The 13,948-nt window shown below is 39.4% G+C and carries 12 protein-coding genes; 3 read left to right on the top strand and 9 right to left on the bottom strand.

The annotated features are described in order from the left end of the window. Positions 1–9 precede the first annotated feature (9 nt). The 4 genes from QNM16_RS06610 to QNM16_RS06595 form a co-directional block, all read right to left on the bottom strand. On the bottom strand, positions 10–1,713 hold the full coding sequence (locus tag QNM16_RS06610; protein WP_284019750.1) for a HEAT repeat domain-containing protein: 1,704 nt from the start codon (positions 1,711–1,713) through the stop codon (positions 10–12). Continuing rightward, a complete protein-coding gene (locus tag QNM16_RS06605; RefSeq protein ID WP_284019749.1) occupies positions 1,710–3,611 on the bottom strand; it encodes a hypothetical protein in 1,902 nt (633 codons plus the stop codon). Before QNM16_RS06605 ends, QNM16_RS06610 begins: the two co-directional genes overlap by 4 nt. 295 nt (positions 3,612–3,906) lie before the next feature. Further along, on the bottom strand, positions 3,907–4,617 hold the full coding sequence (locus QNM16_RS06600; RefSeq protein ID WP_284019748.1) for a sulfite exporter TauE/SafE family protein: 711 nt from the start codon (positions 4,615–4,617) through the stop codon (positions 3,907–3,909). 38 nt (positions 4,618–4,655) lie between these two features. Further along, positions 4,656–5,267 carry a LysE family translocator gene (locus tag QNM16_RS06595; protein ID WP_284019747.1) on the bottom strand — a complete coding sequence of 204 codons (612 nt, stop codon included), beginning with the start codon at positions 5,265–5,267 and terminating at the stop codon, positions 4,656–4,658. Positions 5,268–6,285: 1,018 nt separating this feature from the next. On the opposite strand from QNM16_RS06595, the gene QNM16_RS06590 reads away from it, so the two are divergent. From QNM16_RS06590 to QNM16_RS06580, 3 genes are all read left to right on the top strand, one after another. Further along, positions 6,286–7,284, top strand: coding sequence for a sphingomyelin phosphodiesterase (locus QNM16_RS06590; protein WP_284019746.1), 999 nt, complete (start codon positions 6,286–6,288; stop codon positions 7,282–7,284). Positions 7,285–8,062: 778 nt separating this feature from the next. Beyond that, positions 8,063–8,440, top strand: coding sequence for a MerR family transcriptional regulator (locus QNM16_RS06585; RefSeq protein WP_284019745.1), 378 nt, complete (start codon positions 8,063–8,065; stop codon positions 8,438–8,440). A 37-nt stretch (positions 8,441–8,477) separates the two neighbouring features. Then, entirely contained in the window at positions 8,478–9,053 is a 576-nt protein-coding gene (locus QNM16_RS06580) for an NAD(P)H-dependent oxidoreductase (RefSeq protein WP_284019744.1), read from the top strand. Between the two features lies 1 nt (position 9,054). Here the strand turns inward: QNM16_RS06580 and QNM16_RS06575 are convergent, their stop codons facing one another. Genes QNM16_RS06575 through QNM16_RS06555 form a run of 5 tightly spaced genes read right to left on the bottom strand, consistent with a single transcriptional unit; the run spans position 9,055 to position 13,703 of the window. Then, a complete protein-coding gene (locus QNM16_RS06575; protein WP_284019743.1) occupies positions 9,055–10,419 on the bottom strand; it encodes a cytochrome P450 in 1,365 nt (454 codons plus the stop codon). 6 nt (positions 10,420–10,425) lie between these two features. Continuing rightward, complete coding sequence (locus QNM16_RS06570) at positions 10,426–11,676, bottom strand: condensation domain-containing protein (RefSeq protein WP_284019742.1); 1,251 nt, start codon at positions 11,674–11,676, stop codon at positions 10,426–10,428. A gap of 11 nt (positions 11,677–11,687) precedes the next feature. After that, positions 11,688–12,410, bottom strand: coding sequence for an SDR family NAD(P)-dependent oxidoreductase (locus QNM16_RS06565; RefSeq protein WP_284019741.1), 723 nt, complete (start codon positions 12,408–12,410; stop codon positions 11,688–11,690). Next, positions 12,407–13,063 carry a cupin domain-containing protein gene (locus QNM16_RS06560; protein WP_284019740.1) on the bottom strand — a complete coding sequence of 219 codons (657 nt, stop codon included), beginning with the start codon at positions 13,061–13,063 and terminating at the stop codon, positions 12,407–12,409. Before QNM16_RS06560 ends, QNM16_RS06565 begins: the two co-directional genes overlap by 4 nt. Then, the gene (locus QNM16_RS06555) at positions 13,050–13,703 is read right to left on the bottom strand and encodes a non-canonical purine NTP pyrophosphatase (protein ID WP_284019739.1); all 654 of its coding nucleotides are present in this window, start codon (positions 13,701–13,703) and stop codon (positions 13,050–13,052) included. Before QNM16_RS06555 ends, QNM16_RS06560 begins: the two co-directional genes overlap by 14 nt. Between the last annotated feature and the right edge of the window lie 245 nt (positions 13,704–13,948).

Below are 13,948 nucleotides of genomic sequence, written 5' to 3'. Positions count from 1 at the left end.
TTTGAAAGTTTATGGTGTGTTTTGCTTTGTACTGTGAAGCAGCTCCACAATGGCTTTAAAGTTTCGTTTAGACGTTTCCTTTTTTAACGCAGTGCGTAATGTGGCTTTAATACCGTCTTTGTGCTCTTGTGTTGCAAGAGCTTGGATAGCTGCATAACGGCTCTCAGCTGTTGGGTTGTTCACGGCAATTGCAAGCACAGCATCACTGGCAGCTGGTTCAAGTTGATAATTTGATAGCGCTTTTAGCAGGGCGACTTGATTTTGATGCTGGGGTTTAGCTAGTTGCTGTTCTAAACTCGTATACGCTAGCTCAGTTTGCATCATGCCGAGCGCTCTAATTGAGGCTCTTTGCACACTCTTATTTGAGTCCTCTACATAGCTATTGATTTGCTCGAAGTGTTGTTCATCTCGGCTGTTACCAAGACTGGTGATAAGCGCTGATTTGATATTTGTTTCGGTAACCAAAGACAATTGCTCAGATAATACATTATGTAGCTGAGCAGACTGGGCATTGGCAGTGCGACTGTTGAGCATCGCACCAATGGTCATATAAAAGCTGCTCGTCACTTCTGAGTCTAAGCTATTGAAGCCACTTTCGATTTGCTCTGTCAGTAAGGTGCTAAGTTCAGGGCTCAGCGCGCTTTGTCCTTGAGATAAGGCACGAAGAGCACGAAACTGCATTAAAGGATCTTTCTCTGCGTTAACCAGTATATGGCCAAGTAGTAATTGGCTGTTTGCGCTATCAAGCTGACCTAAAGCATTAAACAAGCGCATTTGCGCTTCATCGGAGAGTGTTTGTTGTAAAAATACCGTCTCAAGTGAGCCAATAACCGCATCAAACTGACTTAGCTGCTTGGCTAAATCGTAAGCTGAAATATCGGTTAAATTTCCTTTGCTTACCAAGCTTTGTAAGGACTTTTTGAGCTGGGCAAGCTCGTCTTCACTGAGAGTTTTTTCTGTGCTTGGCCAGCTATCTAAATTCGTAGGCAAACTAAATAGAGCTGAGGGATATGCTGAGCTTGTTGGTCGCAATTGATATTGTTGCTTGGTTTTTAAATTTAAGCTTTGTGATTGACCAGAAAAAAGCAACGTCTCCTGACCTTTTCGAGTTTCAAAAAAACACGCATTAGGTGTGATTTGATGACCAGATGAAGCGACGTTTACCGTCTGCAATGCCGCTTGTGTTTTATCATGGAGCGCATAAGTGTGCTTATTCAGGTGGATCACATCATCTTTAAATTGATAAGACACGGTATAACGGCCTAGCGTATCTTGCTCTTTTTTGATTAAAGCTGGATTGCTGCGCTGAAACTGAAAATAGTAGGCTAGGCCTTTAAGTTGGTCTTGCGTCTGAGTGTCTAGTTTGGTTGGAAACCAAAAGTCTGTGACTAGCCCATTTTTTGCTAACTTAAATGCAAATGGGACTGTGTAGCTTGCCAGCTCTGATGCAAACTGCCCCTGACCAGCGGTCACTTTATCTGCTTTGATTGCCCACCATCCGTCTTCGTCATTGTGCTTTGCAGCTTTGATAGTCAATAAGCCATTGAGCTTTATATGGGTTTGTTGCCCTTGCTGGCTGACTTGATCGTAGTTAAATGCGGTGTGCGTATCGATAACAAAGTTGTATTGTGCTGAACAGCTTGCCTCGGCTGTATTAGAAACAGCCAGTGCACAAAGTGCACTGGCTAGCATCGCTTTATTAAGCGTGATCATAGATCGATTTCACCTTCTTTGGAGTAAATTGTCCAAGATTTATCAAATACACTATTGGTTTGATATAACCAAAGATCATAGCGAGATGTTTTCTTACCACAAGGGTAAGGGATCCCCCACTTTTTACACCATTTAACACCATAGGTTTCCGCATATAAACCAAATTTACCTGAAATTACATCAAGGTCATTTTTCAATTCAATACCGTAGTAGATATGTGGATTTGTGTTGTTGTTGGTGAGCAGTGCAAAGCCTGCATTTGACTCCATGGCAAACGTATTATCGATCAATGTTAAAATCGCTTGTACTCCAGCTGAAGCAACCAGTAGGTTCACACCACCACGGCCAAAGGCACCAAAGTCAACATGGAATAGGTCGCCTTCAGCGTATAGCTCTGCATTGTAGCCAACGGTAAGTTCAAAGCCTAGGTTACCTGTAACACCTGCTTCCACCTTGATAGGAATTGGGCCTACAGTAAATGTGGCTTGGGCAAGCGTTTTATCTTCTTCCCATTTCTTTTCCCATGACTTCTCATATTTAGCAGTAAACTTTTCATCTTCAAAAACAACATTGTTGAAGATGATCATTTCAGACTCATAGCCTGTATTTAGACCACTGATGTAAGCACTGCCATTATAAGAAATACTGAATAAGGTATTTTTCGCTTTGAAGAAGTACGCTTCAACGGTACCTTCACCGGTAATACGACCACCTGGATCGCCCGTCGGTACGATAAATAATTGACCTTGTAAGTCTACGCCAACACTGAACTTAGATTTGTCACCGTATGACTTATCAAATTCACTTTGGAAGTTGATATTGGCCAAACCAACGGAAGCTGGCACGATGGCTTGCTCAGTAAACCTAGCTTGTCTTGAAGATCGGCTAGCAGGCTCTTCGGTTGCAGCTTCTTGCTCAAAAAAGTAGAACGGGATAGAGGTTAACACCTGATTGTTATCAGTGTTAGTTTCAGCATCTTGGGCCGCATCAATGAGGGTAAAACGCAGCTCAAGGTTATTTTGTGCATTCGCGTCGTAGTTTTCATGTAGGCTTTTGATTAATTCAGGCTCTAATGCGATGTCAAAACCAATATGCTCATCATGTAATTCAGCTCTGAATTCATGTGCAAGTGTGTCTGTATATTGGCCCGCTGTTGCATCCCAAAAGTGTGTTTCAACCCAGTTACCAGCAACCATGACTTCTGCTTTAATATGCGAAAGGCCTAAGTTTGTGCCTTCATAGTCAGCTTCAAAGTAACCAATAAGATCAGAGTGGTGGTCACTTGCACCATTGTCGACGTCCGGCGTGTCCAAAATTAGCGCCGCTTGACCAAATTCAGCGCCAAGTAATTTATAATCATGACCTTCTTGCTGGCGAACGACAATGTCAGCATGTGGGAAGTTGCCTTCTAAATGAGGATCGTGATCAACAGAAGGGTGGTTATCTTCTTCAATGTCTTCCACGTGTAGGTCATTTGGATCAATTTGAGCCAAGATGTGGTAGTTACCGCCTTCTAAAGAATTTGGCAATGTCAGTTCAATTTCGTGCTCGCTAGTACCAGCAGAAAGCCCTGCTAATTCAACAACAGCGATTTGTTGAATGTCTTCAATTGCAGCTTCTTGCTCACTTTGTGAATCTAGCTCATCGGAGTGCATTAGGTAAAAATGGACTTCAACGTCAATATTATCAAAACCCGTTACATCTACCGTGTAATAAGTTTTAACAGTATCACTTGGTGCTAACATATCTAGCGGCCCAGTTGATATCTCAGTGATTTCCAAGTTACTTTGTACTTCAGGAGCTGGTGTTACTACTGTAACTTCAGGCGTGTCATTTTCGCTGAATTGACACCCAGTTAAAGTGGCTAAGCTCAAAAGAGCATATGGGATCAAGCGCATGTCGTTTCTCTATCTTATCTAAATCTATTTTATTATATGCTAAGAATATGGACGGAGTGTGGAGTTGATTGCTTGGGACATTAGTATTGTGTTTGATATAGGTAAAAAACCGCTTTACGGTATGTTTTTTAGTTGTTAAATGGTTACAGAGTTACAGAGTTACAGAGTTACAGAGTTACAGAGTTACAGAGTTATAGAGTTACAGAGTTACAGAGTTACAGAGTTACAGAGTTACAGAGTTACAGAGTTACAGAGTTACAGAGTTACAGAGTTACAGAGTTACAGAATTACAGAATTACGGAATTACAGATAGCAGCATGTTAACTGCCAGAGCGCTGAGTAACACTTTAATTAAATTAATGAGTTGTGTGTTGTTTGCGGATAAACGCAGCTTAGTGCCAATATATGAACCCAAAATTGCACCGCACATCATAGTAATAATAATAGGGCCACTTTGTAACAGCTCAGAGGAGACTAACAAAAACACCGGGATTTTTGCTAAATGGCTGAGTGTCATGAATACTGCACTGGTGGCTACAACTTGGTCTTTGGATTGAAGCTGTTTGGTAAGTACTGTCAAAGATAATGGCCCTGTGGCACCCACAATTAATCCCAGCCCGGTTTGTAAGGCGCCAATGATATAAAAGTTCTCAAAACGCTTAATAAAATTCGAAAAAGGTGAGTACCAAAGATTTAATAAGATATACAGGCCAATTGCTACCGGAATATAGGTTGTTGGCATGTTATATAAAACGACACCAAAAAGGAGGGTGCCGATAATCGATCCAACAAAAAAAGCGGGGAGGAGGGACCATTTGACATTAGAAAGAGAAAACAGTGCCCGTGATGCATTACTGGTAATTTGAGTGAGTCCATGTATGGGGATCACCAGTGCTGGATTTAAAAATAATGGCAGAATAGCAATTAGTAACATGCCACCGCCAAATCCAACTATGGCTGCAATCAGTGACGTTATAAATGCAACTAGCCCAAGCAATAGTTCCATATTTATCTTTCCTTGAAAGTGAAGTCTGTACTAGATTGTTATGTTCTCACAGCCACGGCCACTCCGGAGGCTGATAATAAACTGCCTGCGAGTTTATTAAAAATACTCATTCTCTTTGATGTAGAAACAAACTTTTTGGCTTTTGCACTGAGGTATGAATATCCTAAATTGACCGAACCAAACGCTAAAGTGGCACAGATAAAAATCCCAAATATGTCAGCTATTGTAATAGTATGAAAGTCAACAAAGGCAGGAAACAGTGCGACGTAAAATATAATGGCTTTTGGATTACTCATGGTTAATAAGAAACCTGCCAATATATCAATATGATGTTTGGTTGCTGGTGGCGTTTGCATATCGATAGAAGGTGCTGCTCTAAACAGCTTAATACCCATCCAGATTAAATAAGCGGCACATAGGTATTTTATTATCGCAAAGGTACTGCCCATAGACTCTGCGATAAAAGCCAGCCCTGATACTGCCAAGAGTATAAAAAAATAATCAGCTAAGATGAGGCCTAATGTCATAGCAGCACCACGTTGAAAGCCACCAGTCATCGATGCGGTGGTAATAGCAAATACAGCGGGCCCAGGAATGATCCCTACGATAAACATGGCACTAAATAAAGCAAGATAACTTTCAATTGTCATTAATTACTCCATGAGCTTTGAAGAGAAAACCGTATTCTAACATACTCTGATTAAGTCATGATGAGCTATTAATATGCGCGAAATATTGAAGGTTGAGTTATTGTAAATGGTTACAGTTGCAGCTCAATAATAAGAGTTGTAGGATGAATTTTAGCTTGGCCTTAGCAACTTGTGAGCTTTTGCTTTGGTCATTGATTTATATTTAATCATATCAATAGAGTAGCGTCCTTGATAAGAGTATCATTACGATGTTCATTTAATGTAACTGTAATCAAGGGGGAAATTAACTTTCATATGCAGTTAATAATAGGTTTTAATTAAATCAATCTCATTTCTAACTACACATTTAAAACTATTCTTTCGATAAGAAAATTAACCCATTTTGTGAAAAGCTCTGTTTAACTATCGGTAGCCTAAGCTATTCAGCTGTAGCTAAAATAGTATTGGTACTTCATATGGTTTAGGCTTTATCATTATTTATATATTTCTCAGCCTCCCTATTTCAAGAATAATAAGTACAGAGATTAAAAACATCTTGCATACTTTTTTGGAAAGACGTTATAAGTTCATTACTCTTCTATTAACTTAAAAAGTTAGTGCTATTATCAGTACTTAAGCATGTGCCAAATTCCCCTTTGGGTAAGTTATTGATTCTTATCGGTTACTCATCTATAAACTGCAAGGGGAGTGAGGTTTTAGCGACGTTATGGTCTTTTTAAACTCCTGTTTATAAAGCTTTTTTAAGCCTGCTTGGATCCTACTGTTTGCTCCTCTTTTTTATGGGTAACTGATTTTAACTCTTATACTCCATCATTTTATGTAATAAAAGTCACTTATTTCATAAATAAATAAAAAATAAAAATTTAATATAAATAAATGATTTCAGAAATCTGATTGACATTTTTAGAATATACATTTCAGTTACTGAAATTTTTACTATTCTACGGCGTCTTATGGCTTAGTTAATAAGTAGATTTATCAATTAAACCCACAAAAATAATGAAGTACTGGAGAAAAAATGAAGATCAAACTCACCCTATTTTGTGTTTTGATATTGTTGAGCACACAGAGTATGGCTCAATCGCTTAAGGTGATGGCATATAATATTATGCAGTTAAACGTTCAAGACTGGGATCAAAGTAACAGAGCTGAGCGACTGCCTGCGGTGATTAAATCACTGAATGACAGTCCAGATGTTATTCTTGTCAGTGAGGTATTTAATGGTGACGCAGAGCAAGCGTTATCTGCTTTGTCAGATATTTATCCGTACCAAACGCCTAATGTTGGACAGGATTGTAGCGGTAGTGGGTGGGATAGTCTAACAGGTAACTGTTCAAATAGCCCATTTGTTATTCGTGGTGGTGTTGTGATTATTTCTAAGTACCCAATTGTTTCACAAAAAGCACATGTTTTTAAAAATAGCTTAAGCGGCAGCTGGGATTATTTAGCGAATAAAGGCTTTGCTTATGTTGAAATAGAAAAAAATGGGCAACGCTACCATTTAGTGGGCACGCATTTGCAAGCAACACATGATGGTAATACAGAGCAAGAGCATCGCGTTCGTATGGGTCAGTTAAGCGAAATTCAAACATTTATCAAAGCCGAAAATATTCCTGCCAATGAGCCTGTGATTATCGGTGGTGATATGAATGTCGAGTGGAGTAAACAACATGAAATTGCAGATATGTTGACGACTTCTCACAGTAAGTTAAACTTCGAAACACCTGAAATTGGCTCTTTTTCAGCAAAACATAACTGGTTTACTAAAGCTAATGCATACTATTTTGATTACAGCTTGGAGTACAACGACACTTTAGATTATGTATTTTGGCACAAAGATTATAAACAACCTAAATACAATCCTAGCATGTCAGTTCGTTACCCTAAAGCAGATAATAACTTTTATTGGAGCTATTTAAAGGGCAATTGGAATTTAAGTTCAGGGCGTTATTATCACAATGGGTATTATAATGAACTATCTGATCATTACCCAGTGCAAGTAAACTTCGAATTCTGATATTTTAAGAAAAGTAGTGCGCCTAGGAATTGAATCCTTGGGCACTACTTGGAGTACTCCTAATTTTCCTATCGGTAAAAATTCTTACAACATATACGACTCATACCTTTGAAAAATCAACTAAATATTGCTTTTTTCAAAATAAATTCACTCTATAAAAAACCATATAAAAAACCATATAAAAAACCATATAAAAAACCATATAAAAATGCCTAATATATACTTTTAATATTTATTTACATGAAAGATATGATATGCAATATTGGTTTGTTCAAATGTTGATCATGTTTAACATGTATTAAGAATAAGCTCCTAGCAGATGCTACGAGCATCAACTTCCATTTGTGTAAACATTAAATGTGGATATACGGTGTCTTGATACAAAGAAGACGCCCTTGATGGGTTTAGATCGTTGAGCCACATTATGAAGCAAGGTTTGTGGAAAGGCTGTGTAGAAGAAACATCGGCACGACATTTACTGACTAAAATTATATAACTATCAGATTTACATAGTAAAACTTATGATTTTTAGCACTTATCTTTTCGCTTGGTAAAAACTTAAAATGTAAGTTTTTTAATTTTAAATTTAAGTAATTCAGGATGAACTTTAGGTCTTTATGGATATCTCACTGCCTATTTTAATTCACTTATTTTCTGTAATACCTGCTATTGTAGCAGCAAGTGTACCTGGGCGACTATTGCACCAACTGTTATTCTAATAGAGACTTGAGATTCGAAATTAATCTAGCAAGGTGTAGTCAAAGAGCAGAGAAGTATTATGTATATTGGTGAAGTAGCGCAAAAAACAGGACTGTCTATAAAAGCGATACGCTTATATGAGGAACGGGGTTTAATTACTTTACCACCTCGAAAGGGGCGGTATCGATATTATAATTCTTCACATGTCGAAATTTTGAATCTAATAAAAGAGGCAAAATCTTTGGGCTCTACGCTGTCTCAATTAGAGGCGGTGATAGTGTATGACAATGGAGAAGTTGATTGGTCAAAAATTGAGGCTTTTCTGATAAAACTTAAGTGTCAATTAACCCTGCAAGCAGGGATATTACAAGAGAGAATAGAAAGAGTAGATGCTTGTCTCTCGGCAATAAACTCTTGCCCAGCAATACTTGACTCTGCCCCTAAGGGGAGAGATTAGAATCGTTATCGACCTCTTAAAATTGGAAATGAGCAAGATGACGAAGAAAATACTAATTCTCAATGGAAACCCGAAATCCACGAGCTTTTGCCAGCAATTGGCCAATACATACATTGTGGAAGCCAGAGAATATTATGAAGTAAAGCACTTCAATTTATCTGAAATGGCTTTTAATCCGAGCCTAGACTCGGGTTACGATGCTAAACAGGATCTGGAGCCAGATTTACAAGACTTTCAAAAATGCCTCTTATGGGCTGAGCATATAGTGATTTTCTCACCGATTTGGTGGGGAGGATTGCCTGCAAAGCTAAAAGGACTTTTTGATAGGTCTTTTTTACCTCATTTCGCTTTTAAGTATGAGTGTGATAATCCTCAGCCAACGCCACTCTTGATTGGTAAGACAGCCCGCATTGTACTCACGATGGATATGCCTGAGCCTTATCTCGAAGATCAAGCAAGGCCTGTTTTGGAGCAGTTAGATCAGTATACCTTGCAGTTTAGTGGGGTTGAAAAAGCGGCAACAAATTTATTTGGCTCGATGATATTGGCAACTCAAGAGCAAAAGCAGAATTGGGAAAAGCTTATTCATTCTCTCGCAAACCAAGGGCTGTAAATTAGATTGGTTCAGCCAAGTTACTCGTTGCTTGAAACTGCTTGTTTATGCGCATTGACATGCCATCGTGATTAGAAAGCGTGGATCTGGCATTGATATTTTGTGGGTCTACTTGCTCATCTAAAAACTCTAATCTTGTCTGCTTTAAATAAGTGACTAGAACACTCAGCATTTCCTGCATCGCGAAATGCTGTCCTATACAGTTTCTGTGGCCCGCACCGAAGGGGATATAACTGCCTTTTTTTATGTCGGGCTCATTTTCCCAGCGAGTTGGATCAAAGCATTCGGGGCTATCAAAATTGCTCTTTAATCTGTGTACAACAAAAGGAGAGATAAATACTTTATCTCCTTTATTTATTTTAAACCCATTGATGTCTAGATTCTCAGTTGCGCGTCTCGCGCCCATCAGCCATACAGGTGGAAATAACCTCAACACCTCTTTAATAAACGCGAGAGTCGCTGGAAATTTATCAAAGGACAACGACTCCCCATTTTTATGATTGATAACTTCTTTATATACTTTATTGGCCTCAGCATCATATTTTGCTAAACAATACCAGCACCACATTAAGCTATTCGAGGTTGTTTCATGGCCTACGATAAAATAAGACACCAAATGATCCTTTATATTTTCATTGGTGAGTGAATTGCCTGTTTCATCCGTGGCTTCAAGTAAGGATGACAATAAGTCACCATGATCTTGAAACGGCTCGTTCCTTCTTTTGAGAAGAATTTCATCAATAATTTGATCTATGATTTTACGTGCTCTTTTTACTCTGACATTAAGCGGAGAGGGGAACCAAGCAGGAAAGTTGACTACAGCTTCAAAGTTTTTACTGAGCAAATGATGTAATTCATTCATCGCTTCTGATACAGCACTGGCTTTTTTCAGTTCGGATTTACACAAACCAAACAGCGTTTTGCACGTAATTTGCAGCGATAATCGTTCCATCTCTACTGCCATATCGACAGTATCGCCATGGCTAAGCTCAGAAACTGATTCTAAAGCATATTGCTCAAATACACTTTGGTAGCTTTGCAGGCGACGATGCATAAAGGCGGGCTGGGCGATTTTACGCAGTGGCTTATGTGTTTGCTGATCTGCGGTGACAATACCTTGGCCGATGGCTTTGCTGAGAATGTTCGTCTCTCGGGTCGATTTAGGAAATTGCTTCACTTTTCCAATCAGCACTTCTTGGATCATGCTGGGGTTAGAGATCAAAGTGACTTTAAATGGTCCAAGTTTAAATTGCAGTACATCTCCAAATCTATCTGCAAGTGTCATCAAAAAGCCTGCTGGGTCATCCATAAATTTGATGCCCAAAGCGCTGATCTCCTTGTTAGTTACTTTTGGTATTTGCTTCATTTTTTATCAGTTACTAGCGATGTTTTTAATGGCGTCAAAGAGAGACTTGATATGCTTAACCACTTGTTCTTCATTGAGGTTATTTGGGTTGTATTCGATTAAAAAGTCTACCTGATCTACACCATGGAAGTTAATCACATTCAGCTGCAGCGGCAAGCTGTGATGCTGATGCGACTCATAGCTAAATGATCTCGGCATACCCGGTGTATCGCTGAGCTTTTCCAGTTCCATATAGCCAAACCTGAACTCACTCAGTGGTATATGTGGCGGTAAATTAAGGTCTTCATACAAGAGTTCTGGCGGTAGCTTTTTATGTCTATAGGTATGTTTTAATTGTGTAGAGATTTGCTGCGCTTGTGCTGCCAAATCGAGTTCATCAGATAATGAAAATTCATGAACCAACATATTCGCCATAAATGCAATTAAATTACTTTCACTTTTTTTACGACCATGGACAGGTAAACCAACACGCAATTGATTTGAGTTAGGCAGGGGGAAATCTTGGTTTAATTGGCGTATCCAAAGGGTCAGCATCAATGTGGATAAACTCAGTTCATGTTGATTTGCAAACTCAACGATTGGTGTGAGTTGTGACCGAGGCAAGGAAAGGTGTATTGCTTTACTTTTTAACGGGTTTGTTGGTGAGAAGAGCCTAAATTCAATCGGCGCTGCTAAGTGATTTAGCCAAAATGTTTTGTCCTTTTGATATTGATTTGATGTCAGGTACTCTGCTTGCTGGCTAGCAAGCTGTACTGGTTCAAATTGAGTATTTGTCGGGGTATGTCCTTTATCGTAATAGTCTACAACTTGCTTTAAGTAAGCAAATGCACTGTATCCATCACAGATTAAATGATTAGCTAAGAAAGCTAGCCAAACTTGATTGTTCGGCAGTATGAAAATTTCATTTCTATGTAACGGGTACTCAAATGCAGAAATAGGAGTGGTAAATAGTGTTTCTATTTTGTCACGGGCTACTTGCTCTGCATGTTCAAAAGGCAGCGCGGATAAATCGGTAATTGGATAAGAGTGCTCGCAACGTGCATGTTGATGTTGCTCAATGCCATTGGGCGTTTGCTGAAAATAAAAATCAAAACTCGCGTGACAGGCCATCACGGCTTGTTGTGCCTCGACGAGTTTATCGGCATCAATATGGTCAAATTTGATGACGCCCCCAGCATTGGCAATGGGCAAATGAGGGGCAGAGCTGCAAAAGGCCAGCATCATATTTTGTAATAATGTAATTGGGAGTGTATTCATAGTGCTGTTACCTAGTTTAATGAAAGGCCGCCATCAACCTTAATGACACTACCAGTTGTCCACGGCTGAAATAATAAGGTGGTAATGATTTGCGCTACCTCTTGTGCTTTACCGAGTCCGAGTGGGTGTAGATCAGCAAGTGCTTTTAATCGTGTTTGCTGTTCTAAGTTATCGTCTCGATGTTGGCTTAACATGGGCGTATCGACACAGCCAAGTGCTACTGCATTGACGCTGATTTGCTTGGCTGCGCCAGCAAGTGCAGACGCCTTCATGACTTGCTCGAGTCCTGCTTTTGAGGCGCTATATATCGCACTGGTAGCAATGGGCTTTTCAGCCAGTGTTGAGCTGAGCAATATGATGGCACTTTGCTTTGCCATATGTTCAACAGCCTGCTCACAAAGCAAAAAAGCGGAAACAAGATTGACGTTAAGCTGTTCAGTGATGGAGTTCATTTTAGTTTGGCCAAACGGCTCGTGGTAACAAACGCCCGCTGCGTATATTAAAGCATCAATTGGGCCGATATTATCAATCAAAGTCTGAAACAAGTCGCCAGCTTGAGTTATATCCGATAAGTCACATTGCCACGGGATAAATCGCTCAAATTCATTAAGTGGGTGGCTTTTATCTATGGTCCTGCTTAAACCGATCACCCGCTCACCCTTGGTGAGTAGATCTTTACAAATTTGGTAGCCTATGCCTGAGCTGGCACCTGTGACTAAAACTGTTTTGCTCATGTTGCTGAGATACCTTGGTAGTAATTGATGTTGGCAGGTGTCACAGATTCTAAAGGATTAGTATGGTTGACAATAATTTCATCCTCTGGAATAAACTTAGGACGATCTATACACAAGATGGTAGCAGGCAATGCACTTAAGTTGTTGTAACCATGCACCACGCCTTTTGGCCAATCAAAGCTACTACCGGGCTCTATACTTTCTCCGTTAAACATTAAGCCTTCATCTAAAACGAGCTCATGTTCTTCCATCTGCAGGTGCATGTGTGCGGGGATTGACTCACCAGCTTTGATGTTAAGCAAATAAATGCCAAACTTTTCGTTTTCAAATAGAATGTCGACAGTCCCAAATGTCTGCGTCTCGTATTCAATAATACTTCTTTGGCAGATAATGTTGTGGTTACATTCAAGCAAGAGAGGTTTCACAGTAATATCAATACTATCAAGCCACTTGAAACGACAAAAAAGCAAATTGGGAATAATTTTTAAAAACTCTGTTGCGCTGACTTCACATATTCGGTCATATAAAAATTGCACTTGTGCTTGTATTTTTTGTACCTGGGTAGAATTTAATTTACTTATTAAGCTGAGCTTGAGTTCTATTTTCAGATCTGACGCAAGATTGATTTCGAGATATTGCTCATACAGTGGCATGGCGTACCTCCTCACTGTGCGGTTGGTGCAGTGTGATTGCCGGTTTGCAAAATATATGTTCTTTAAGCAGTTTAAATGCACTGGCTCTAGGGTGAAGCGTATTTCGTTTCTCAGTTGGGAGTGATGCAAGTGTTGAGTTGTGTCCATGAGGGATGAATATTGGTTCAAAGCCAATGTGGTTTTGTCCTGATGCGCGCCAGCTAATCGTACCCGGTAATTCGCCAACAAAAGAGCAAACATCACCACTAGGATAAGCAAGGCTTAATGCACACACCATTTTGGCGTGTCTTTTTTGTGTTAAGGCCATGCGGGTCAACACATGTTCAATGGCGCCATTATATCCGCCGGCCTGTTTGGCCCATCTTGCAGTGTACAGCCCTGGTAAACCATTTAGTGCATCTATGCACAATCCGCTATCGTCAGCAATAGCCACTTTGCCACTTTGCTTGGCAATATTGAGTGCTTTTAATTGCGCATTTTGACAAAAACTAGTGCCAGTCTCTTCTATTTCATCTAATCCCAATGCGTGAGCGCAATGAACTTTGTGGCAATAGGGTTTTATTAAGGCGCTGATCTCACGTGTTTTACCAAGGTTGTGGCTCGCTATGACAATTTCATCAAATGCAGCATGCTCAATCATACAATTCTTCAGGTCGCTTGGATGTATCCCATGAAGTCAGCTTAATTCGCAAATGTGGATGAAATGTGTAATTTTTTTGTTAATTCAGAATGGACATGTCTGACAAGACAATTATTTGTTTCCGTTATTTATAAATTAGCTTCTAAATTATAAATAGCTCTATCAAAGTATCCATTGGTTTTGTTTTAATTTGAAGTAAAGTTTTGTAAATTTATTATTTACACTGGTTTTTTGTTTATATATAT

The sequence above is a fragment of the Pseudoalteromonas umbrosa genome, assembly GCF_030125375.1.
In the GTDB taxonomy this organism is placed as follows: domain Bacteria; phylum Pseudomonadota; class Gammaproteobacteria; order Enterobacterales; family Alteromonadaceae; genus Pseudoalteromonas; species Pseudoalteromonas umbrosa.
Note: the sequence above shows the minus strand (reverse complement) of the source record. Positions and strands in the feature narration are given on the sequence as shown.